Source organism: Paenibacillus phocaeensis (assembly GCF_900021165.1).
In the GTDB taxonomy this organism is placed as follows: domain Bacteria; phylum Bacillota; class Bacilli; order Paenibacillales; family Paenibacillaceae; genus Fontibacillus; species Fontibacillus phocaensis.
This window is the reverse complement of record NZ_FCOQ01000009.1, coordinates 219390-241165: the sequence shown is the minus strand read 5'-3', so window position 1 is coordinate 241165 and position 21776 is coordinate 219390. Positions and strand designations below refer to the sequence as shown.

The 21776-nt window shown below is 47.5% G+C and carries 23 protein-coding genes and 1 pseudogene; 20 read left to right on the top strand and 4 right to left on the bottom strand.

Annotation, left to right across the window (positions count from 1 at the left end; all coding sequences use genetic code 11):
- Window positions 1-38 precede the first annotated feature (38 nt).
- From sufB to BN3795_RS04140, 5 genes are all read left to right on the top strand, one after another.
- Window positions 39-1436, top strand: a complete 1398-nt coding sequence (gene sufB / locus BN3795_RS04160; RefSeq protein ID WP_068783479.1) for a Fe-S cluster assembly protein SufB — start codon at window positions 39-41, stop codon at window positions 1434-1436.
- Window positions 1437-1493: 57 nt separating this feature from the next.
- Window positions 1494-1709, top strand: a complete 216-nt coding sequence (locus BN3795_RS04155; RefSeq protein WP_068783649.1) for a hypothetical protein — start codon at window positions 1494-1496, stop codon at window positions 1707-1709.
- Window positions 1710-1757: 48 nt separating this feature from the next.
- A complete protein-coding gene (locus BN3795_RS04150; protein ID WP_068783478.1) occupies window positions 1758-1997 on the top strand; it encodes a NifU family protein in 240 nt (79 codons plus the stop codon).
- Between the two features lie 72 nt (window positions 1998-2069).
- Complete coding sequence (locus BN3795_RS04145; RefSeq protein ID WP_068783477.1) at window positions 2070-3293, top strand: CynX/NimT family MFS transporter; 1224 nt, start codon at window positions 2070-2072, stop codon at window positions 3291-3293.
- Between the two features lie 32 nt (window positions 3294-3325).
- The gene (locus BN3795_RS04140; RefSeq protein WP_068783476.1) at window positions 3326-4249 is read left to right on the top strand and encodes an alpha/beta hydrolase; all 924 of its coding nucleotides are present in this window, start codon (window positions 3326-3328) and stop codon (window positions 4247-4249) included.
- Window positions 4250-4336: 87 nt separating this feature from the next.
- Here the strand turns inward: BN3795_RS04140 and BN3795_RS04135 are convergent, their stop codons facing one another.
- Together BN3795_RS04135 and BN3795_RS04130 are read right to left on the bottom strand one after the other, a co-directional pair.
- Window positions 4337-4642, bottom strand: coding sequence for a Dabb family protein (locus BN3795_RS04135; RefSeq protein WP_068783475.1), 306 nt, complete (start codon window positions 4640-4642; stop codon window positions 4337-4339).
- 23 nt (window positions 4643-4665) lie between these two features.
- On the bottom strand, window positions 4666-5235 hold the full coding sequence (locus BN3795_RS04130) for an NADPH-dependent FMN reductase (RefSeq protein WP_068783474.1): 570 nt from the start codon (window positions 5233-5235) through the stop codon (window positions 4666-4668).
- Between the two features lie 146 nt (window positions 5236-5381).
- Between BN3795_RS04130 and BN3795_RS04125 the strand changes: the two genes are divergently transcribed.
- A complete protein-coding gene (locus BN3795_RS04125; RefSeq protein ID WP_068783473.1) occupies window positions 5382-6260 on the top strand; it encodes a helix-turn-helix transcriptional regulator in 879 nt (292 codons plus the stop codon).
- On the opposite strand, the gene BN3795_RS04120 is transcribed toward BN3795_RS04125, so the two are convergent.
- Window positions 6249-7430, bottom strand: coding sequence for an MFS transporter (locus BN3795_RS04120; protein WP_068783472.1), 1182 nt, complete (start codon window positions 7428-7430; stop codon window positions 6249-6251). The genes BN3795_RS04125 and BN3795_RS04120 overlap by 12 nt on opposite strands.
- 285 nt (window positions 7431-7715) lie before the next feature.
- On the opposite strand from BN3795_RS04120, the gene BN3795_RS04115 reads away from it, so the two are divergent.
- On the top strand, window positions 7716-8672 hold the full coding sequence (locus BN3795_RS04115; protein WP_232729849.1) for an AraC family transcriptional regulator: 957 nt from the start codon (window positions 7716-7718) through the stop codon (window positions 8670-8672).
- Window positions 8673-8743: 71 nt separating this feature from the next.
- On the opposite strand, the gene BN3795_RS04110 is transcribed toward BN3795_RS04115, so the two are convergent.
- On the bottom strand, window positions 8744-10036 hold the full coding sequence (locus tag BN3795_RS04110) for an FAD-dependent oxidoreductase (protein WP_068783471.1): 1293 nt from the start codon (window positions 10034-10036) through the stop codon (window positions 8744-8746).
- 151 nt (window positions 10037-10187) lie between these two features.
- Here BN3795_RS04110 and BN3795_RS04105 point away from each other — a divergent pair, with 151 nt between their 5' ends.
- From BN3795_RS04105 to BN3795_RS04050, 13 genes and pseudogenes are all read left to right on the top strand, one after another.
- A complete protein-coding gene (locus tag BN3795_RS04105) occupies window positions 10188-10799 on the top strand; it encodes a TetR/AcrR family transcriptional regulator (RefSeq protein ID WP_068783470.1) in 612 nt (203 codons plus the stop codon).
- 442 nt (window positions 10800-11241) lie between these two features.
- Window positions 11242-12870, top strand: coding sequence for an FAD-dependent monooxygenase (locus BN3795_RS04100; RefSeq protein ID WP_068783469.1), 1629 nt, complete (start codon window positions 11242-11244; stop codon window positions 12868-12870).
- On the top strand, window positions 12842-13336 hold the full coding sequence (locus tag BN3795_RS04095; protein ID WP_110945001.1) for an SRPBCC family protein: 495 nt from the start codon (window positions 12842-12844) through the stop codon (window positions 13334-13336). Before BN3795_RS04100 ends, BN3795_RS04095 begins: the two co-directional genes overlap by 29 nt.
- Window positions 13335-13550 (top strand): annotated as a pseudogene (locus BN3795_RS24935) (multicopper oxidase domain-containing protein); the annotation flags it as partial. The gene BN3795_RS04095 and the pseudogene BN3795_RS24935, both read left to right, overlap by 2 nt.
- Window positions 13551-13572: 22 nt before the next feature.
- Complete coding sequence (locus BN3795_RS04090; protein WP_068783467.1) at window positions 13573-14142, top strand: hypothetical protein; 570 nt, start codon at window positions 13573-13575, stop codon at window positions 14140-14142.
- A 24-nt stretch (window positions 14143-14166) separates the two neighbouring features.
- Entirely contained in the window at window positions 14167-14766 is a 600-nt protein-coding gene (locus BN3795_RS04085) for a hypothetical protein (protein WP_068783466.1), read from the top strand.
- A 23-nt stretch (window positions 14767-14789) separates the two neighbouring features.
- The gene (locus BN3795_RS04080; protein ID WP_068783465.1) at window positions 14790-15425 is read left to right on the top strand and encodes a LysE family translocator; all 636 of its coding nucleotides are present in this window, start codon (window positions 14790-14792) and stop codon (window positions 15423-15425) included.
- A gap of 221 nt (window positions 15426-15646) precedes the next feature.
- A complete protein-coding gene (locus BN3795_RS04075; protein WP_068783464.1) occupies window positions 15647-15997 on the top strand; it encodes a VOC family protein in 351 nt (116 codons plus the stop codon).
- Between the two features lie 43 nt (window positions 15998-16040).
- Window positions 16041-17435, top strand: coding sequence for an MDR family MFS transporter (locus BN3795_RS04070; protein ID WP_068783463.1), 1395 nt, complete (start codon window positions 16041-16043; stop codon window positions 17433-17435).
- Window positions 17436-17577: 142 nt separating this feature from the next.
- Complete coding sequence (locus BN3795_RS04065; protein ID WP_068783462.1) at window positions 17578-18147, top strand: PadR family transcriptional regulator; 570 nt, start codon at window positions 17578-17580, stop codon at window positions 18145-18147.
- 39 nt (window positions 18148-18186) lie between these two features.
- Complete coding sequence (locus BN3795_RS04060) at window positions 18187-19191, top strand: helix-turn-helix transcriptional regulator (protein WP_068783461.1); 1005 nt, start codon at window positions 18187-18189, stop codon at window positions 19189-19191.
- 74 nt (window positions 19192-19265) lie between these two features.
- Window positions 19266-20060, top strand: coding sequence for an SDR family NAD(P)-dependent oxidoreductase (locus tag BN3795_RS04055; protein WP_068783460.1), 795 nt, complete (start codon window positions 19266-19268; stop codon window positions 20058-20060).
- Window positions 20061-20350: 290 nt separating this feature from the next.
- Window positions 20351-21748, top strand: a complete 1398-nt coding sequence (locus BN3795_RS04050) for a PTS transporter subunit EIIC (RefSeq protein ID WP_068783459.1) — start codon at window positions 20351-20353, stop codon at window positions 21746-21748.
- Window positions 21749-21776: the final 28 nt, after the last annotated feature.

Here is a 21776-nt window from a genome sequence, read left to right as displayed (position 1 = left end):
ATCAAATAAGTCCTGGAAAGTTAAAAGGAGTGTTACGAATGGCTAAAAAAGCGCCGGATATGGGCGAATATAAATACGGGTTTCGCGACGGGCACCAGTCTATTTTTCAATCCGGAAAAGGTCTGACTGAAGAGATTGTCCGGGAAATATCCCGAATCAAGGAAGAACCGGAATGGATGCTCGATTTTCGGCTGAAAGCGTTGAAACAATTCTACAAAATGCCGATGCCTGGGTGGGGAGCGGATTTAACCGGACTAAATCTGGACGACATCCAATATTACGTTCGTCCTTCTGAAAGACAGGGGAAGACCTGGGAGGAGGTTCCTTCCGAGATCAAAGCCACCTTTGATAAGCTGGGGATCCCTGAAGCGGAGCAAAAGTTCCTGGCAGGCGTATCCGCTCAATACGAGTCGGAAGTTATCTATCACAGTATGCGGAAGGAACTGGAGGAGCAGGGCGTTATTTTCCTTGATACGGATACGGCCTTAAAGCAATATCCTGAAGTGTTCAAGCAATATTTTGGGACGATTATCCCGCCCGCTGACAATAAATTTGCGGCGCTTAACAGTGCGGTTTGGTCAGGCGGCAGCTTTGTATACATCCCGAAGGGCGTTCAGTGTGAGGTTCCGATACAAGGGTATTTCCGTATCAATTCCGAAAATATGGGCCAATTCGAGCGGACCTTAATTATTGCCGAAGAGGGGAGCTTCGTCCATTACGTTGAAGGATGTACAGCACCAGTTTATAGTTCCAGCTCTTTGCATAGCGGCGTTATCGAAATTATTTGCCGGAAAGATTCCCGTGTTCGGTACACGACCATTCAGAATTGGGCGCCTAATATCTACAACTTGGTAACCCAAAGGGCTGTGGCCGAGGAAAACGCCACAATGGAATGGGTGGACGGCAACATCGGCTCCAAAGTAACGATGAAGTACCCGGCTGTAATCTTGAAAGGACGGGGAGCCAAGGGGTCCATTCTGTCTATTGCCGTAGCTGGTAAAGATCAGCATCAGGATGCCGGCGCGAAGGTCATTCACCTTGCTCCAGAGACAACCTCTACGATCATATCCAAGTCTATCAGCAAACAGGGCGGCAAAGTCAACTACCGGGGGTTGTCCAGCTTCAGCCGCGATTCCGCAGGGTCCAAGTCCAATATTAAGTGCGATACATTGATTCTGGACAATCTCTCAACCTCAGATACCATTCCGTACAATGAAATTAAAAACGATCAGATTACTTTGGAGCACGAGGCTACCGTATCCAAAGTGTCCGAGGAGCAACTCTTTTACTTAATGAGCCGCGGGCTTACGGAGCAAGAGGCCACACAAATGATTGTCATGGGCTTTATTGAGCCGTTTACCAAAGAATTGCCGATGGAATATGCCGTTGAAATGAATCGGCTCATTCAATTTGAGATGGAAGGAAGCATCGGTTGATTTATTCCTTTCACCCATCAAGCGTTTTACTTATTAGGAGGCATGGGGTGTGTTTTCATGAAGAACAATAACTCGGACATCTCAGAATTAGAGCAAATTACCCGCGAGAAAAAGAAAATTCAATTCTATCTGAATATGCTCCTAGGACTGAGTGCCAGTTGTGGTGTGATGATACCTACGGATCCCATTTATAAGATTTTAATGGAACTTTCAGATCAAGAGGCCTCACTTACCAAAAAGGCAAACGATCAATCCGACCAACCGGAACGATAAAGGCATGAATTCATGTTGTTTTTAAAACAATGAGAGGAGCTGGCATGTATGGAGGATAACGGGATTTTGTTCGACGAAGTATCGGAAGTGCTATTCAAGCTACGTCCTTTCTTATTGCGTGACGGGGGAGACGCAGAATTGGTCGAGGTTGAGAACGGTGTAGCCAAATTAAGATTTTTGGGAGCATGCCACGGTTGCCCAAGTGCGACGATCACATTAAAGGCCGCTATTGAACGCGCCATTCTTGAGGAAATTGATGATATTAAAGAGGTTGTACAAGTCTACTAAATTTCAATGAACGATAAGAAGGTATCGTCGAAAGAGAACGCTTCTTCATAGAGATAACATTCAGGAGGAAAAATGCCGAATCCAATCAAGAAAGTTAGAAAAAATCAAGCCGCTACGACCTGGCTGATGGTTCTGGGGATTATTGTTATTGCAGCTAATTTACGCGCACCGTTAACCTCAGTCGGTTCTTTAGTGAGCTTTATACGGGACGACATTCAGATTTCAAATACTCTGGCAGGTTTAATTACGACGGTACCTTTACTTGCTTTTGCCTTATTATCGCCTCTAGTTCCTAAATTGGGACGGAAATTGGGAGCTGAGCTCCTCATATTGATTGCCCTTCTATTCTTAATCGTTGGCATTGTCATACGTTCTTTATCAGGGGCCGCAGACTTATATCTTGGGACAGCCATACTTGGAGCTGCAATTGCAGTTTGTAATGTATTATTACCCAGCATCATCAAACGTGATTTCCCCCATCAAATCGGCGCCATCACAGGTGTATATTCGATTTCCATGAGCTTATGCGGAGCCATTGCTTCAGGAATCAGTGTGCCCTTAGCAGTTGGAGCAGGTTTGAAATGGCAAGGTGCGTTGGGAATTTGGGGAATCCTCTGTGTTGTGTCCATCCTCTGCTGGTTACCGCAGTTAAGAAATCAAACCAAGCCAACAACGGTTTCCGGCGAGCACACGGTGAAGAGAGAGGTGAATGTTTGGCGTTCCTCTCTTGCTTGGCAAGTAACGATGTTTATGGGCATTCAGTCCATGATATTCTATGTGCTTATCGCGTGGTTGCCTGAAATTTTACATGGGCAGGGGATTGACTCCAGTCGATCTGGATGGTATCTCTCGATCATGCAATTATCTCCTCTTCCATTTTCCTTTATTGTGCCCGTTATTGCTGGTCGCATGTCTAACCAACGATCGTTAGTGATCATCACGGCGACTTTGCTGATAACGGGGATACTCGGGCTGCTTTACGGAAGTTCTTCAATTCTTTTGTTATGGGTCATCATGCTCGGAGTTGGCGGAGGATTCGCCTTTGGTTTGGCCATGATGTTCTTTGGCTTACGTACTGAGAATGCTCATCAGGCTGCTGAACTATCCGGCATGGCGCAATCGATCGGATATCTCTTTGCGGCTAGCGGGCCGGCCCTCATTGGTTTTTTGCATGACATAACGGAGAACTGGACCCTGCCACTCCTGATATTACTGAGTGCTTCTGTCTTCCTATTTGTGTTTGGGATAGGTTCAGCACGAAATCGATTTGTAGGTGAGCTCCATCATCACTTATAATTTCAGTAATAGTTGGAGGTGTAGAACAATCAATGAACGTATTTTCTAAAGGAACAAAAATGGTATTTGGGTTGCTCCTTTTCGTAGTCACGATTACAGGATGCACCACCCCAATGCCGATATCTTCAAATGAAAATCAATCCCTATCTCATCAACCTCAAGATACGAAATCTGTAGAAAATGCTGTACCTGAAACACCAGTTGTCGAGGTGAAGAACATCCCCCCGAACAAACCGGTTGAATATGATCCTGCCTGGCCGGATCAGTCGGTGAAGTCTTCTAACGGGTATCTTGTGAATAGCTGTGTTCCGGAGGAGTTACGCGATAAAGCAACTACTTTAACAACCAGTGATGGGGTGCATCTGTCTGCACTTGTGCTTGGCAGCGGAGATAAAGGAGTCCTGCTTGCACACGAGCAAGGCTATAACATCTGCTCTTTTCTTGACATGGGAACTGAACTGGCTGACAGCGGGTATCTGGTAGTTATTCCTGAATATCGTAATCATGGTGCCTCAGAGGATTTTCCGGAGGATAATCAGAATATAGATCGTGATGCAGATGCTGCCTTAAGCGAACTCGAACGATGGGGTGCAAAAAGAGTGTTTTTGGCCGGAGCATCATGTGGCGGTAGTACAGCAATCATTGCAGGCGTTCGTCAGGCGCTGCCTATTGAGGGGCTGATTATTCTTTCTTCTCCTGCACAATGTGGGCCCCTTGATGCCATTCCGAGCGTGGAGAAGATTAAAGCACCATCCCTATTTGTTTTTTCACCTGGCGATTATGGAGGTTCCATTGAACAAGAAGTGCGCAAATTATATCAAGCATCTGGAGCAACGGATAAAGAGCTGATTGTGGATGAGAGTGGTTATCACGGAACAGATATGTATCATAGGGGAGAGCACGGTGATGCCTTGAAGTCCAAGCTTATAGACTTTGTTAAGAAGGAATTTAATTAAAGTAAATCACTTTTGTAAGGTCAAGAGAAAGCCGCTCGTTTCCCGACAGGGAAACGGAGCGGCAACATGATACAGGGTCAGGGAAGATCATGAAGCGAATGGGTAATCCATAACGACAATTCCTTCCACAAATGGGCCAATAGATTGCAATAATCCTTGATGCAGGGGGTGCTGAATATAATCCCGGCAAGCCTGTTGATTCTCGAAAGTGACTCTGATTCCGAGCGTAAACCCCTGTATATGCTCTATTTCCTCCGTAACGTTAATCCCGGCGCTAAGCTCCACGATCCCCGGAATGTTCCCTTTAAAGTCATGTGCGCGCTTTATAGCACTTTCTTTTACTTCAATCGAAACATCGGGTTTGAATTTCAATAGCACGATATGCTCAAACATCTTACTCCCTCCTAGGTTTCGGTTTAATTTGGACTTTGGAGCTGCTTCAATTGGGAGAGCTCCTTCATCCATTTCACGAAATTGTCGGTTACAAGATCAAGGTACTGAATAGTAGGATCATCAGTCAGCTCGCCCTTCTCGTTAAACTTCTCATGAACAAGACCAATGTACACTTCATTTCCAGGCAACAGCGGCGAGGAAATACCGGATGCGAACAGAATGTCACGAAGATGGCCCTGCGCTTTGACCGATCCCAATAATCCCATGGAAGATCCGACGATCCATGAGGGCTTCCCGATCATGACTCGATCCACGCGGGATAACCAGTCAATCGCGTTCGCCATGACGCCGGGAATGGTCGAATTATATTCCGGAGTGATCCACAACACCGCGTCGGCAGCGGCGACTTTCGCCTTAAAATCGATCACCGGCTGCGGCGGAACAGACTCGATATCCTGATCGTAAAAGGGGAGATCCCGAATGTTCAGCACATCCAACTGAAAAAGATGCTGATAACGGTTTTGAATATAACGAGCTAGCTTCAGGTTGTATGAATCTTTGCGAATGCTTCCGACTATGGCGGCTACTTTCATTTTCAACACCTCATATCCATTCTTGCTATTCCTCCTAAGGAGGTCATAAACTAGTCTATAAGGACCCGAAGAGGCTAGGAAGAGATCTAGTTATCGTAGGATTGGGAATCCTACGTTCATGTATAGATAGGAGGCATGTATAGATTATGGCGAACAGATTGGACCGTTATGAGGAATTATCCCGTTTTTTGCGTTCACGCCGTGAACGTATAAGCCCAGAACAAGCAGGCGTGCCGGATTCCGGACGCAGACGAACCCCCGGACTTCGCCGCAGCGAGGTAGCTTTGCTGGCCGACGTGGGGCTGGATTGGTACACCTATTTGGAGCAAGGACGTCATATCAACGTATCCGCCGAGGTCCTTGATCGAATCGCGAAGGTGCTTCGCTTAAATGAGTCGGAACGCAGGCATCTGTTCCATCTTGCCCGTAAGCAATTTCCCTTGACCGGTATGAAGCAACCGTCTAAGGTAACGCCGGAGCTTCAACGTTTCTTGGATAGCCAGAACCTCTCCCCTGCGAATGTCATGGATGCGCGCATGAACATTATTGCCTGGAATGAAGCCTACTGCGCATTAAATGGGAATCTCACGGTGATGTCGGAGAGGGAGCGGAATCTGGTTTGGATGACGTTTACCTCTCCCCGTTTTCGCTATCTAAAGGGAGACCAATGGGAACTGCATGCCAGACGAATCGTTGCTCGTTTCCATGCCGGGTATGCGCGTCACGTCGACGATCCCTGGTGGTCCAAACAGTTCGAGTTGCTTTCACAGGCTAGCAGGGAGTTTCGAGAATTTTGGGATTCCCATGAGATTCTCGATGCGATGGATGCCCCTAAGACGCTGCATTGTCCGAATCTCGGGATCTTGAATTTTGATCTGGTTTCGTTTCATTCCTTGAACGATTCTAACTTGACCGTCTCCATTCATGTTCCTCATCCGGATGGCACGGTGGATAAGATGCAGCAACTGCTAATCGATTATCGGAGCCAGCATTCAGAGCAGCTCGAATCTTCTTCAAGAGTTTAATTTACCATTCACCTGTGATGGAAATGTCGATGCTTTTTGTTTATTTAAGGAGAAGAGGGCTGAAATGATGGCTAGAATAACAATCAGTCCGCCAACCCAAGCATTCGTTGTGACGGAATAATGGTTGACAATCAGTCCCCCAAGTATTGAACCTGCTGCAACTCCTATGTGTAAAGATGATGTATTGAAGCTTAATTGGATATCCGAAGATTCCGGAGCTGTTTGTACCAGATAGCTTTGAATGGCAGGACTTGGAGCCATATTACATGCACACCAGACTACGGTTACGATGAGTAATAGAAAGATAGAACCTGTAGAATAAGGCAACAAGAATATAGCGAGCGCATGCAACAGGAGAGTGATGAGTATCGTTTTGCTGTTCCCAAGTTTATCTGAGGACCATCCTCCAATCCATCCTCCTGCTATACCTGCTAATCCATATACAAACAGAACAAAACTGATCATGTTCGTTGACAGCCCCATCATCTCATGTAAAAAAGGTGTGATGTAGGTGTAGATTGTGAATTGGCCAGTCATCTGTAATATTGAGATTAAATGAGCGGATAAAATTTTGGAGTCCTTTAGCGTTCGAAGCTGTTCTCGCAACTGGACTCCCGGCCGCGGAGCTACCTGTGGAAGATAGCGTCTGACTGCCCATGCCACGATTAAGGTAAGGGCCCCGACCAAAGCAAATGTTGAGCGCCATCCCCACATTTCGCCAATGAATGTGCCAAGAGGGACACCGATGACAAGAGATGCGCTTATCCCCATAAAAATAATACCGATTGCACGACCTCTTAATTCGGGCGCAACTATACTTGAAGCCATAACAACAGATAGAACAACCACAATCGAGCAACTTGCTGCAAGTATAATCCGCGAAACAAGAAGAACCGCAAAGGTAGGGCTAACGATAGAAATCATGTTTCCTACGAAAAAGACAAACATTGCAGCAGTCAATAATTTTCTGCGCTCTACTTTAGCGGTAAGGGAAATTAGTATAGGGGAACCAAAAGCAAAGACTAATGAATAGACCGTAATCAGTTGGCCTGCGGTACCTACTGAAACGTTCAGATCTTGTGCGATCATATCGATTATTCCGGCAATGACGAGCTCGACAGTGCCTACTACAAATGAGGCAATTGCTAAAATCCATATTCGTTTATCCATTCCAAACTCCTTACGCAAATGAAATTGATGCAGTTCTTCGTTTTCTTTTCTTTCCTTCGGTCACGTTCGATAGAGGATCATACCTGCGTGGTAGAGCACCCCTTCTCGACATAGGGATGGGGATGTGCTTGGTCTGTCTTCATTCTTGCTCTCTCCTTCCAGATCGGGTTATAAATGATCTTGATTGCTACTCTTCCTGCATCATTATTATGTTCCCACTCGAAGGTAAGGCGGTAGCCGGATCATTTCATGCAATTGCCTAATCCTCCAAAAGGGTATAATATGATGGCTAAGAACATGGGGTTAAAGGGTTATGAAGAGATGGAGGGGAAGGTCGCGATGCAGAGGGGAGAATTAGCACAGGTTATCGAGCGCTTTACGATGACAGATGGCACGCATGAGACGTTGATTCCCGGTTTGTGCTTTTTTCGGGCGTCCCAAATATCCGAACCGGTACATTCGGTTTATAAACCATCTCTGTGCGTGGTAGCGCAGGGCTCGAAGGTTGTCATGTTGGGGCAAGAGATCTATCAGTACGATTCAGATCATTATCTGACCGCTTCCGTAAAGTTGCCGATATCCGGGCAAGTCGTTGAGGCGTCTTCCGAAGCGCCGTATTTTTCCCTTCGGCTGCAATTTACGATGGATCAAATCCTTGATGTGCTCCAAGCCTCTGATCAAGTCGAGAGTTCAAAACGCCAATATGGACGCGGTTTGGTCATAAATCGGATGAGCGATTCTTTACACGATTCCGTAATGCGCCTTGTGCATTTGTTGGACTCGCCCCGCGACATTCCGGTACTTGCGCAGTATGCGGTTCGTGAAATCATTTACCGGATACTTCAGGACGAGCAGGGCGATACTCTCAAGCAATTCGCATTAATCGGCAGCCATGCACAACGGGTTGCGAAGGTGATCGAAAGGGTAAACCGAGATTTTGCATTGCCTTTGCGCGTTGACGAATTAGCCGAGGAGGCTGAAATGAGCGCATCGTCCTTGTATCATTATTTTAAAGAAGTAACGGCAATGAGCCCGATCCAGTACCAAAAGCAACTTAGGCTGCAAGAAGCGCGCCGCCTTCTCCTATCCTCAACGATGGAAGCGGCTGAAGCGGCTTTTCAGGTTGGCTACGAGAGTCCCTCCTATTTCAACCGAGAATACGCGCGTATGTATGGCGCCCCCCCGATTAGGGACATCCAGCGGTTTCGCGACGCTTTGCAGGCGGGGGAGGCGCACTATTAGGCGACTTTCTGATCGATGGTGACACTCCTCACATGCGAATGCCATCCTCGTTGATGCGAAGTGAAAGTCTGTTACCGTACTTTCTCTTGTTGTAATGCTTTTAATCCTGCCGCATTTATTACATTCCATGGTGTGTTTAATTCGGGCTGAAAGAAGAAGTCGGCATAGGCCAATTGTTCTAAGGTGCATCCGGTTTGAATCGCAAGGGAGACCGTATTGATATGAGCAGTTATATCGACTTTAGACATGATTTGTCCCCCTAAAATCTCTAAAGTGGTTGGATCGTAAACCAGTTTGAACATAACGGTCTTCTCCGGAGAGAACAGGGCAGCCCCTTGTTCCAAGTAGACGGATTTGATTTCAATGCCCAGCTTTTTTGCCGTTTTATCATTCAAACCAGTTGTAGCGAAATAATAATCAAAATTATGCGCACCTGAAGAGCCTTGTACACCGGGAAGCGGATGAATGGCTTCGTACAAGTTTTTTACTGCGCAATGGGCTTGACGACGCGCGTTGGTTCCTAATGAAACATTCATCCGCATTTTACCGGGATTGTACCAAACCGTTGTTGCATCCCCAATGGCGAAAATATCGGGATCACTTGTACGCATGTATTCATCTGTTTTAATTCTGCCATCCGGCAATAATTCCACTGCGCCTTGCAACCATTCCGTGTTGGGACGATTGCCGGCAGACAAGATGACCAGGTCTGCTGAATAGGTGCCTTTTGTAGTGACAACCTCGACGACTCGATCATTTTCATCACCGACAAATTCGAGGATCGAGTTGCCTAGTGCCAATTCCACTTCCCGATCTTTCATTTCTTCTTCAAGTACATCCGTAAATTCCTGATCTAAATAGGAGCTTAAAGGACGATTGTTGATGTCCATTAACGTAACCTTTTTCCCTGATTCGGCAAATAATGAAGCGGCTCCCGTCCCAATGTATCCTGCGCCAACAATTACAACGTGTTTAATACCTGGATCTGCAGCATGTTTTCTCATAGTGAATAGATCTTGTCGACTGCTCATCGTACCGATGTTTGTTAAATGCTGTCCAGGGACAAGAGGAATAAACGGCTTTGCACCCGGACTTAAAATGATTTTGTCATAACCCTCCTTTCGCGTTTCCCCTGTCATAAGATCTTTTATTTCTACTTGGTGTTTGCCAGGTTCTACTTTGGTTATTTCAGTGTTGCTGAAGATGGATACTCCTTGTTGTTGAATGGCTTCAAGATCCTTGGCCGAAGTGGAGGAGAAGTCCCCTTTGTCATACCATTGAACGTTCGCATTCGGACACATCAACCGTAACGCTTCAACCGCTTCAATCCCCCCGTGCGAGCCTCCTAAAACAATAACCTTCATGATGATCTCTCCTTTGGATACATGACTGTATCTTATTATATAATTAGGATACATCAATGCATCTTAATGAGTCAATTTAGATACATGAATGGATCTTATTTATTTAAGATACAGTTTCCTGTATAATGAGCATACAAGGAGAGAAAAAGGGATGACGGAATCAAATAAAAGCCGCCGCCGCGGCGACCAATTACAAAATGATATTTATGCAGCAACGTATCGTCTGCTGGAGACGGAAGGGTACAGTGCGATTAATTTTGCGCGTATTGCTCGTGAGGCGAATACCAGTCGTTCGGTGGTTTATCGTTATTGGGATACTCCGTTTGATTTAGTGTTTGCAGCTGTCCAACAACGGATGCAGCAATCGGAAGGGATCTTCAAGAGTCTGGATTTCAACAGGGGCAGTCTCCGTGATCATTTAGTCTATGTGGGTCAGCAATTTATTTTGGAGTCCGACAATGGACCGTTTGGATTATTTAAAATGCTGTTTTCCGAGATGATTAGCCAGCAGGAGCGAGAACGGACAAGCCAGATGTTGGCCGAAGCCACAGCTTCCAATATTAAGATTATGGATTACGTTCTTCAACAGGCCGTACAACGGGGAGAAATCACAAAGCTCCCACCTAAAGCGACCAAACTCATTCTTTTTGAGCAAATTCGTTATACGTTTATGCTTGAATATGAAGGGGTGTCGCATCAGAAATTGGAAGAGATTGTTGATCATGTGGTGCTGCCGGCTATTTTATATTTTTCGAAACCATGAGTTCTCATTTGGAGCATGAAGAGGTTAAACTTAACGGGTACAAGAACTCCCCTTTCGTCCTGTATGAGCTGGCTGCTGTCAGCTTGCTTAGGAGGAGAGGGGATTTTATTTTAACTAAGGAGGCTCCCCAATGGAACAGCAATTAGGAATGACAAATGAATCAAAAAGATATTTTTTGTTGACACGTCATATTATTACTAGTTATATTATTACTATGATTACCAATATCAAAAATCACTTGTCGCTTTAGCCATCCTTTGTTTCCTTATTGAGGAGCCTATGCATCCTTATCGTATGCAACAGTTAATTAAAGAAAGGGAGAAGGACGAGGTCATTAACGTTCGCCATCGAGCAAGTATTGGAGGAGCTGCGCAAGAGAAATGAGTCAATCGATGACCGTTTAAATGAAAGAGAAATTGAATAACGAAAGGACATGGTCATAATGAATCCGTTAAATTCCACAACGATTGACGAAACGGTAACTGTGCTTATTGTGGGGGGGAGTCTCGTAGGTCTATCCCTTTCCCTGTTTCTGGCTAAACAAGGGATAAAGTCAATCGTCGTCGAACGCCATCCGGGCACGGCCATCCATCCGCGCGTCTCAAGCTTGACTGCCCGCACGATGGAAATCTTTCGCTCTGCCGGAGTTGAAGAGGAGATACGCCATGAAGAACCCCCCTTCCCAAGGGAATTCGGTATCATGTTTGTTGAGAGTCTGGCCGGGGAAGTATTCGAGAATCTGATGGAAGATATGAGCGCATATTTTACGGATGCCAGTCCTGTTGAAGGAAACGGCATTGCACAAGATTTACTTGAGCCTGTGCTTCGGACGAAGGCTGAACAAGCAGGTGCCGATCTTCGATACAACACGGAATTGATCGGATTCGAAGCGGATGAGCACGGCGTTTTGGCCACCATTCGGGATCGCACCAACGGCGAAATGCGCCAGATTCGATCCGAGTATATGGTTGGAGCCGACGGAGGCAAAAGTGGTATCCGTGCAACTTTAGGAATCGGGCAGCATGGAGAGGGGACACTTTGTCATCTGATCAGCGTCATTTTCGACGCGGACATCCATGATCTCTTCAAGAACCAGAATGCACATATGTGTTTCTTCGCTAATGAAGACGCAAGCGGAAGTCTTGTCTTGTATCCCGGCACAAACAGGCGGCCTCATGTATACCGATTGGATGTGATCTATGATCCGGAGGAAGAAACGATTGACGATTACCCGGAAGAGCGATGTATTGCATTAGTTAGGGCAGCTATCGGAATTCCTGACATTCCCGTCAAGTTCAAGAAGGTATTAACCTGGGAAATGGCTGCTCGCGTAGCTGATCGCTTCCAACAAGAACGTATATTTATCGTTGGTGATGCCGCACGAGTTCAACCTCCCAGCGGCGGCTTGGGAGGCAATACCGGCATTGCCGAGGCACATAACCTCGCTTGGAAGCTGGCTGCGGTGTTGCGCGGTGAAGCTGGCGAGGACTTGCTTGCCACTTACGACATGGAGCGCCGGCCTATAGCGGATTACACCGTGGAACAGGTCGTCATGCTCTCCCAGCAGCGCGAACATGAAGGTGCGGATGGAATTACGGTAAACACCCTACATGTCAATATGGGTTATCGCTATCCAGACGGCGCGTTCATACCGGAAGAAGACGGGCGGAACCTCCCCCTTGTACAACATCCCGAGTCGTGGACGGGTCAGCCAGGAAGCCGTGCTGCCCACGTCGTTTTGGAACGTAACGGTCAGCGGCTTTCCTCCATCGATCTGTTTGGTTCTCGATTTGTGTTACTCGTTGGACCAGAAGGAAAAAACTGGGTGGAGGCTGCTAAACATGTTAAAGATACGCTACATTTCCCGATCGATATTTATCAGGTTGATGGGCATGCCGATTTCAACAATCCTGGGAACGATTTTCTTGATGCATACGGTATAACTTCCACAGGGGCTGTCATCGTGCGGCCAGACGGGTATATCGGATGGCGAAAACCGCGTACTGGGGCGAATAAGGGGGAAATGGAAAAAATGTTAACCCATGCTCTGTCGACAATCCTTTTTCGTTAAATCAACTACATCAAAAAGGAAAGGAATCATAATTATGCTTATATTTGAATATACCGAAATCTATGATTATCCCGCATCTATCGTTTTTTCACGCCTCGTTGATTTAAAGGGGAGACCTTCCTGGATTAAAGGCATTATGGAGACTCAAGTTACTCCTGAAGGACCTGCTCAGTTGGGGACCAAGTATTTCGAAAGTGGAAAATACTCAGGCTTCAAGAGCGAAAAAAACATGATCGTGGCAGAGCTTGTTCAGGATCAATTGTTAACGATGGAGACAGTTCCTGATGAAAAACAATCGTTTCGCGAAAGTTATCGTATTGAGCCGATCTCGGATCAATCTTGCCGTATTCATTTCTCAATTCAAGTTGACAACGTTCCGAAGGTAGCTGAATTTTTCATGCGTCAATCGATGAAGAAAGAGCAGCGCCAAACAGCTGCTGGCTTAAAAGCTGTCCTTAAGGGTTAACATCAATCCCCTTATGGTCAAGGAGGGAGATCTGGTGAAGACAACATTTGTAAACCGGAGTTTTGCCGATCACCCGATGCACCTTCATGGACACCATGTCCAAGTCATTAGTAAAAATGGAAAAACGATTAGTGGAAGCCCACTTGTCTTAGATACAGTAAATATTGAACCCGGCGAGAAGATTGAAGTTGCTTTCTTGGCAAATAATCCCGGACTATGCAGTAGGAGGGAAAGCATTGAAACAAATAATAATTCCATCGGTTCTGCATGATGTTTTTGGCGAAAGGCAATCTCTTGGATCCATTCTTACGATCCTACTGTTTGGCGGACTGTTGACTGCTGTATTGTATTGGATGTACCCTGAAATGACATCCAATCTACCGGTATGGCGCAGCGTGCTTAGTTTATTGTTGATATTCGATATTTTCGCGGGTTGTATCGCCAATTTTACGCCTTCAACAAGCAATTACTATGCAACGAGAACAAGGAACCGAATCGTGTTCATTGCCATTCATTTTCATGTCGTATTAATTGGGGTTTTACTAAACACGGCGATCGGATATTCTATAGGGGTATGGATCTATACCCTAATAGGGGCTTATATCGTGAACTCGCTTAAAGGAAAGCAGTCGCAGCTGTTTGTTGCCGGCTTGCTTCTGTCGATCGGCCTAGGTGGTACTCCCTTGCTGCCTCATATCCCGCCTTATATTTTGATCCCTTGTCTTTTATTTATGTTGAAAGTAATATTTGGCTTTGCGGTTGACCACTATAACAAAACCTATAGCAACAAAGGCGAATCCGCATGAGCACATCAGGAGGTGAGCTAACAAATGGTAGAACGTGAAGATCTGCTTGCTCGTCAATTCCAGCTGCAAGCGGAGGCCGCTGCAGTGGCGGAAGAATTGAACCTTATCCCATTGTTAAAAGCAGCCGGCATGCCGGTCAAAGTTGGAAGTGCGGCACTCGGTTTAATGGCTTGGAGAGACCTTGATATGACGGTCGTTTGTTCCAAGTTGGACATAGCTGTAATCTCTCGAATTGCTTCGCAATTGATGTTGAATCCCCAGATTCGGCAGATGAAATTTATGAACGATACCGGTAGCTGGAACACCGATCCGGCTTACCCGGACGGGTATTTTATTGGATTGGATTACTTATCTAAAAGCGAGAACCAATGGTCACTGGATATATGGTTCGTTGATGATCCTGAGAAACAACCTGATCTGCGGCATATTCGGACGTTGCCCGGTCGTCTTGATGAAGAGGCGATTCTCTCTATTCTGCGGATCAAAACCATCTGGGCATCGAGAGCCGAGTATGGGAAACAGGTGAAAAGCTTTGATATCTATACGGCTGTATTAGACCATCAAGTGAGCACACCCGAAGAGTTCGAACAATGGTTGCAAAGCCGTAACAACATCTCACTTTAAGTGCTATGGAAGGAGGAGGCCCGATGCCGGATTTTTCAACGTTATTGGCATATGTTATCGTTGTCATTCTTCTATTTATAATTCCAGGCCCCGCCGTTCTTCTTACCATTACTCGTACCGTTCAGAACGGGCGAAAAGGAGGCATTATGGCAGGGCTTGGCATCTCCATCGGGGATTTTCTTCACACCTTATTTGCTACTGTCGGGCTCTCCACGATACTGATGACCTCTGCTCTAGCTTTCAATATGGTTAAATATGCTGGAGCGGTATACTTACTATATTTAGGAATTCGGGCATTGATGAGTAAGCCATCAGATCCGCAACTTCCCAAGGTTAAAACGGCAGGAGCTTTAAAGTCCTTCTTTTCGGCAATTGTCGCAGAAGTTCTTAATCCCAAGACGGCTCTGTTTTTTCTGGCGTTTTTGCCTCAATTTGTTCATCACGAACGAGGTCAAGTCACCATGCAGTTTTTGATCCTTGGTGTCGTCTTTGTGATCTTAAGTGCATTGTATACAACCTCAATTGTACTAAGCATCGCTGCGCTTGGAAAACTGGTGAAACGGAAGACATGGCTAAGCCGGATAAGCCGGCTAAGCAGCAAATTCGTCGGAGCAATCTATATCGGACTTGGCCTAAAGGTCGCTTTCCAAAGACAGTAAGCCGTCCTTTAGGGATATCGTGGAATAAAACAAAATGTCTAAACAGCCTTAGCTCGAATTTCTCATCGGGCTAAGGCTGTTTTAGTCTAGCATACTTCTCCCATCATCGAGAAAGGCGCGTTCGCAATTTTTTTCATGAATTATATCAATAAAACATGTTTACTTATTATATTATTTTGATATAATAAAAATCAATCAAACGAATAAGGAGGAAATATAAGATGTTCAAAAGCGGCAATGTGACTGTAATGGTGGCGGATATGAAAAAGGCGGTAAAATTTTACGCCGAAACACTGGGATTGGAACTGCAGCACGGGGACGGGCATTTTGCGCAAATCGCGGCACCTGGATTGACGATCGGTCTCCTGTATCTTGCCGGAGAACAAGGTTCCCTTCCGGAAAAATCGGGCAGCATGTCCATAGGATTTGAGGTGGAGGACATGGAGTCAGCCATCGAAACGCTGAAGTCCCGCGGCGTTCAATTCCACGATTCTGTGGAAGGCAAGGCGGCCAATGTCGTGCATTTCAACGATCCTGAAGGCAATACCCTTTACTTGGTTTGCAATCGTTAAGTCAAAGGGCCGCATAAAGAAGATGTAAGGAGGCGTTTTCCTCATGGCCTCGAAAACCAACGTCAACATGGTGGTCGCCGGAATGCTGGCGGCGATGTTTATCGGCGCTTTGGATGCGACCGTCGTCGCCACCGCTACCCCACATATGATCAAGGATTTGCACGGCGAGACGCTGTTCAGTTGGGTGTTTGCGATTTATACGTTGACCACCTGCGTGGCGACGCCCATTTTCGGCAAGCTCGCCGATTTGTTCGGGCGCAAACCCGTATTCGCTGCTGGCATTGGTTTATTCGTGCTCGGTTCCATCTTGTGCGGAGCCGCACAATCGATGACGGGGCTCATTGGGTTCCGGGCTTTGCAAGGATTTGGCGCTGGGGCGCTTGCGCCCGTGTGCTTTACCGTCATCGGCGATTTGTTCTCGGGCAAGCAGCGCGGCAAAATGATGGGTGTCTTTTCGTCCGTTTGGTCCGTGGCTGGCCTTCTCGGCCCGCTAATCGGAGGTTACTTCGTCGATCAAGTTTCTTGGCGATGGATTTTCTACATCAACGTGCCGATCGGCATCATCGCCCTGCTGCTGGTCGTCGTGTTTTTGCACCAGCCGATCGAACGTCAGGCGAAAAAAATCGATTACCTCGGCGCGATTATGTTTACCATTACCTTCTCCGCGCTGTTGTATGCGCTACTGAGCGGCGGGTCCCGGCATACCTGGGATTCCCCGGTGATCGTGGGACTGTTCGCGGTATCGGCCGTATGTTTTATGTTGTTCCTCTGGATTGAAAAGCGGGCGGAGGAACCGATGATCCCGTTATCGATTTTCCAGATGCGCGTATTGAACGTCACCTATATCAGCGGTTTTCTGACGTTCAGCATTACGACGGGGTTGACGGTGTATTCGCCGATCTGGATTCAATCCGTGCTCGGCAATTCCGCAACAAGCTCGGGCCTGATCGCTATGCCGATGTCGCTGGCCTGGCCGCTCGCCTCCAACATCGCTGGTCGGCTCATGTACCGGATCGGGGTGAAGGCGTCGATCGTATTCGGCTCTTCGCTGGTCATGGCGGGCTCCATCTGGCTGATTGCGCTTCAGATGAACTCGCCCTACGTATTTTGGATTGGTATCCTCGTGCTAATCGGACTGGGAATGGGGTTCGTTGCGACGCCCTCCACCGTTGTTGTGCAATCGGTTGTCGGCTGGGAAAAACGCGGCGTCGCCAACGCTTCCAGCATGCTGGCCCGTGCGCTTGGCCAAACGGTCGGCATCGCGGTTTTCGGCACGATTTACAACCAGTATGTAACCATAATCGGCTCCAAAACGGAGTTGGCTGCCGGAATGCATGCCGTTTTTCTGCTCATGTTGGGGATCGCGATTGCGAACCTGCTCGCCGTATCATTCCTGCCGAAACACCGCCAAGTGATGGCGCAACAGCATTCGGCGTAACGGCAGGTATTAAAGCAAAATACCGGAACCGGCCGCAAACGGAGGTGGCCTGGAAAAGCCGCGACCTGCGGCTTTTCTGTTTTTTCAGGCAGCTGTATGTTATACTGAGGTTTGCTTAAAAGCAGTAAAGGGGGCCTTTCGTTTGTACGAATTGTTCATACTCGGCGAATTGATGAATAACCCGATGCACGGCTATTTGCTCCATCAGATTTTGAACGGAATCGTTGGTCCTACGCGAAAAGTCAGCTGGGGGGCGATTTATCCGCTGATCCACGGCATGCTTGCGGACGGGTTAATCGAACAGGTTCCCGATGAGCAACCGGAGGGTGCCAAACAAGGAAAAGGGAAAAAAATAAAGACTTATAAACTTACGGACGAAGGCAGAATACGTTTTTTTCGGTTGATGGAAGAACCGATTCCATATTCGCCGGATTACGAGCTGCATTTTTATACGAAACTGAAAAATTTTGAACTGATCAGCAAGGAATTGCAGTTTTTAATTTTGCATCAATACAAAGATTACCTGCGTTATGAAATCCGCCACGAGGAAGAACGGTTGGAATATGCGAGCAAAGACGATCGGATTCCCGGGGGGGAGCAGAAATATATTCAGATCTTTTTCCGGCATCGGCTGGAAAAGCTTCGATTTGATGAAACGTGGGTTATGCAGTTAATCGAGAGCCATCGCGTGGATGGACAAGGGCTTGAGTGAATGCAAGAGGACATTGTCCTTGGAGGTCGATTACCAACTATGAATGCTCCTTCTGTAGACCGAATCAAGATTGCCCCGGGTTTCTGGACCAGCCTGGAGGGAATAGGGGTAGAACCCATAGCGGTAGCGCGCCAGGCACGTCTGCCGCTAACCGTCATCACCGAACCGTTCGTGACGACCGCACAATATTATTCCATCTGGCAAGCCTATTCCGAATTAGTCGGGGACATCGCTACGGGAATCGTCAAGCTTGCAACCGCGTACGAGACCGCTCAGTATCCGCCGGCTGCTTTGGCGACCTTTCACGCCCGTGATTACCGGGACGCACTGAACCGAATGGCGCGTTATAAGCAAATGTGTCCTCCGGAAAACTTGCGGATTCAGGAAGAAGGCGAGCAATATGCAATTGAATTGGAATGGCAGCATGCCGAGTTGCCCGGACCGCCGGTACTTGTCGGCATTACGCTCGCCTACCTGCTTGAGCTCGGACGCCGGGGAACCGGCCGTCAACTGAAGGCACATTCCGTAGAATTTATAAATTACATGGGCAACGTCCAAGCCCTTGAAAGTTATTTCGGCTGTCGCGTAAGGACGGGGGCGGATCGTAATCGGCTAACGCTGAAGCGTGAGGATCTGGAACGCCCCTTCACGTCGTATAACGAAGAACTTCTCGAGATTCTGACTCCTTCCTTGGATCGTACGCTGGAAGAACGGCAGGGCCAGCTCACCATGAGCGCTAAGGTGCAGTGGATCCTGTCTCGATGCCTGACTCAAGGGAAAATCAACATCCAAACCGTAGCCGCCGAGCTCGGGATGAGCGAGCGCACCTTGCAGCGCAGGCTGACGGAAGAAGGCGAAAGCTTTAAGCAGTTGTTGGCAAAAACGAGGCGAGAGATGGCCGTCGCTTACTTGGCGGACCCTGCGCTGGAGATCAAAGAGGTCGCTTTTCTCGTCGGCTATGAGGATCAGAATTCGTTTTATCGCGCGTTTCGCTTATGGACAGGGGAGACGCCTGCCAATTGGCGTGTTGCGCAAGAGAATTGACGTTCCGGGCTAGTGACCGAATAGACGAAACGAGGTATCATAATCCCTATCCTAGACACAAGGAGTGCAGGCAGATGGAGATGGGATTAAAGAATAAGACAGCTTTAGTAACGGGATCAACCCGAGGTATAGGAAAAGCGATTGCCTTTGAACTTGCCAGGGAAGGTGTTCATGTTCTCATAAATGGTCGTAACAACGATGACGTAGAGCGTACGGTCGCTGAGATCCAAGCGGCATTCCCGGGAACGGAACCTCGAAATGCAGCCGCCGATCTCGTCGATTCGCAGCAGAGGGAGGCTTTATTCGCGCGATTCCCCCACGTTGATATCCTCGTCAACAGCATGGGGATCTATGAGATCATGTCCTATGACGACGTAGACGATGCTGTATGGGAGAAGTACTTCCGTACGAACTTTCTCGCCGCCAACGCCTTAAGCAAGTTTTACTTGCCTTCCATGATGAGCCGCGAATACGGCCGTATTATCTTCATCGCAAGTGAGGAGGCCGTCATGCCTTCCGGACAGATGCCTCAATACGGCGTAACCAAATCGATGCTGCTGTCCTTGTCCAAGAGCTTGTCCAAGCTGACGCGCGGCACCGAAGTTACAGTGAACACGATCCTGCCGGGACCCACCCTCTCCGAGAACGTGCGCCAGATCATTGAGAGCGTGTATGCAAATGAAGAGATGACCTTTGAAGCGAAAGAGAAGGACTTCATGACGAAGAACCTGCCTCAATCCGAAATCGGGCGGTTTATCAGACCTGCGGAGATCGGTCGATTAACTGCTTTCATTTGCAGCCCGATGGCCTCTGCTTTTAAAGGATCCCCTATCCGCATGGATGGGGGAATGGTACCCACCCTTTTCTGATTTCGGATAAAGCGAGCAGCCTCTTAAACTCATAAGACCATGAGCTCTTTCCCCGGCTTAATGCCAGTGAAGGAGCTCATGGTTTTGTTCTGGAGTTCCATTATTTTTTTGAAAACGGTTTATTGACAAGTCGAATTTTGTCACTTATACTAGGCACATACCTGCAGGGATTTATTTTTTTGAGCACGACTGAAACGTTTCAGTTTGTTCAAAATATTTTTTTTGAACTTCTACTGTAACGTTTCAGTAAACGGGTTTTAGCACATGATAAAGTTACTGGGGTGACGCAAATGAGTAACAAAGAGACGGCAACAAGCATCATTAAACTCGTGGGAGGGAGCCAAAACATTTCGAGCCTGGTTCATTGCGCGACAAGATTGCGCTTTGAACTGCATGATAGTTCCAAGGCCGATCGCGAGGCCCTCAAAGCACTGCCGAAGGTGCTTGGGGTGATGGATGCTCAAGGGCAAACGATGGTCATCATCGGCCCTACAGTCAATGAGATGCACGCTGAAATCATGCAGCAATTGGAGAGCGGCGCAGGGGCTGAAGGAGTCGCGGCGGCGAGCTCGGCAAGCCCGGCTACTAATGCCAAGGGGAGCAAGAAGTCCTGGTTTGATAAGCTGCTGGCAACGATTTCCGCGATTTTTACGCCGTATATTCCTATTTTGGCGACATCGGGGATTATTAAAGGGCTTATTGATATTTTGGCTCAATCGGGGGTACTTCCGGCTACCAGCAACACTTATTTAATCCTGGCTGGCGCAGGGAATGCCTTGATCTATTTCTTCCCGATCTTGCTTGCCTTCACAGCAGCTCAGAAGTTCGGGGCTAACCCTTACATCGGGGCAGCGATTGGCGCAGCATTGATGGAACCGAACATTACGGGCATCACGACGACGGGGAATGTGATCGACTTCCTGGGGATCCGGTTTACGGCGATGAACTTTTCCAGTACGGTTATTCCGATTATTTTGGCTATCTGGGCCTACTCCCATCTGGATAAGCTGCTGAAAAGATTTCTGCCCAAGATGCTGCAATTCGTCTTTGTGCCGCTCTTGTCCATGCTGATTATGGTTCCTTTGACTTTGATGGTATTTGGCCCTGTCGGCGGACTGCTGGCGAATCTGGTAGCTGATGGGTACGAGTTCTTCCTGAACTCCAACGTTATTCTTTTTAACGCCGTATTTGGCGCTCTGTTCATTTACGTCATCATGCTGGGGATTCATTGGGTTGTGCTGCCCCTGCAACTGTCCTATCTGGCTGAACACGGCATGGAATACAGTCTGGGTTCAGGCGGAATGGGGAACTACGCGCTGCTTGGAGTGTGTCTCGCCGTGATGGTCATCTCCAAGAGCAAGGAAGAGAGAACGATTGCCAGTTCCTCCGCCTTCGTCAACTTCTTGTCAGGTGTGACTGAACCGGGATTGTACGGGGTTGTCATGAAGAACAAGAAATATTTCATCTCGCTCACACTGGGCGGTTTAGTTGGCGGTATCATCTTCGGCATGACCAAGTCCTATATTACGAACTTTGCGTTCACGGGTCTGTTCGGCCTGCCGGCCTTTCTGTCTTCGCCAACGGCAACGACCTATTTCATCGCAGTGGGGGTAACTTTGGCGGTTTCCTTCTTTGCTACGATTCTATTAAGCAAGCAAAACATTCAGTTCAAGAAGCAGAAGTCGTAGGTTTCCAACCGTTTATCACGCTACTAGC

Coding starts and splice junctions, on each gene's coding strand:
- BN3795_RS04155 (WP_068783649.1), top strand. CDS start 1,494: ATGAAGAACAATAACTCGGACATCTCAGAATTAGAGCAAATTACCCGC.
- BN3795_RS04135 (WP_068783475.1), bottom strand. CDS start 4,642: ATGTTTGAGCATATCGTGCTATTGAAATTCAAACCCGATGTTTCGATT.
- BN3795_RS04085 (WP_068783466.1), top strand. CDS start 14,167: ATGGTAGAACGTGAAGATCTGCTTGCTCGTCAATTCCAGCTGCAAGCG.
- BN3795_RS04050 (WP_068783459.1), top strand. CDS start 20,351: ATGAGTAACAAAGAGACGGCAACAAGCATCATTAAACTCGTGGGAGGG.
- BN3795_RS04060 (WP_068783461.1), top strand. CDS start 18,187: ATGAATGCTCCTTCTGTAGACCGAATCAAGATTGCCCCGGGTTTCTGG.
- BN3795_RS04110 (WP_068783471.1), bottom strand. CDS start 10,036: ATGAAGGTTATTGTTTTAGGAGGCTCGCACGGGGGGATTGAAGCGGTT.
- BN3795_RS04095 (WP_110945001.1), top strand. CDS start 12,842: ATGCTCTGTCGACAATCCTTTTTCGTTAAATCAACTACATCAAAAAGG.
- BN3795_RS04140 (WP_068783476.1), top strand. CDS start 3,326: ATGAACGTATTTTCTAAAGGAACAAAAATGGTATTTGGGTTGCTCCTT.
- BN3795_RS04105 (WP_068783470.1), top strand. CDS start 10,188: ATGACGGAATCAAATAAAAGCCGCCGCCGCGGCGACCAATTACAAAAT.
- BN3795_RS04120 (WP_068783472.1), bottom strand. CDS start 7,430: ATGGATAAACGAATATGGATTTTAGCAATTGCCTCATTTGTAGTAGGC.
- BN3795_RS04100 (WP_068783469.1), top strand. CDS start 11,242: ATGAATCCGTTAAATTCCACAACGATTGACGAAACGGTAACTGTGCTT.
- BN3795_RS04070 (WP_068783463.1), top strand. CDS start 16,041: ATGGCCTCGAAAACCAACGTCAACATGGTGGTCGCCGGAATGCTGGCG.
- BN3795_RS04055 (WP_068783460.1), top strand. CDS start 19,266: ATGGAGATGGGATTAAAGAATAAGACAGCTTTAGTAACGGGATCAACC.
- BN3795_RS04080 (WP_068783465.1), top strand. CDS start 14,790: ATGCCGGATTTTTCAACGTTATTGGCATATGTTATCGTTGTCATTCTT.
- BN3795_RS04145 (WP_068783477.1), top strand. CDS start 2,070: ATGCCGAATCCAATCAAGAAAGTTAGAAAAAATCAAGCCGCTACGACC.
- BN3795_RS04125 (WP_068783473.1), top strand. CDS start 5,382: ATGGCGAACAGATTGGACCGTTATGAGGAATTATCCCGTTTTTTGCGT.
- BN3795_RS04150 (WP_068783478.1), top strand. CDS start 1,758: ATGGAGGATAACGGGATTTTGTTCGACGAAGTATCGGAAGTGCTATTC.
- BN3795_RS04115 (WP_232729849.1), top strand. CDS start 7,716: ATGGCTAAGAACATGGGGTTAAAGGGTTATGAAGAGATGGAGGGGAAG.
- BN3795_RS04075 (WP_068783464.1), top strand. CDS start 15,647: ATGTTCAAAAGCGGCAATGTGACTGTAATGGTGGCGGATATGAAAAAG.
- sufB (WP_068783479.1), top strand. CDS start 39: ATGGCTAAAAAAGCGCCGGATATGGGCGAATATAAATACGGGTTTCGC.
- BN3795_RS04130 (WP_068783474.1), bottom strand. CDS start 5,235: ATGAAAGTAGCCGCCATAGTCGGAAGCATTCGCAAAGATTCATACAAC.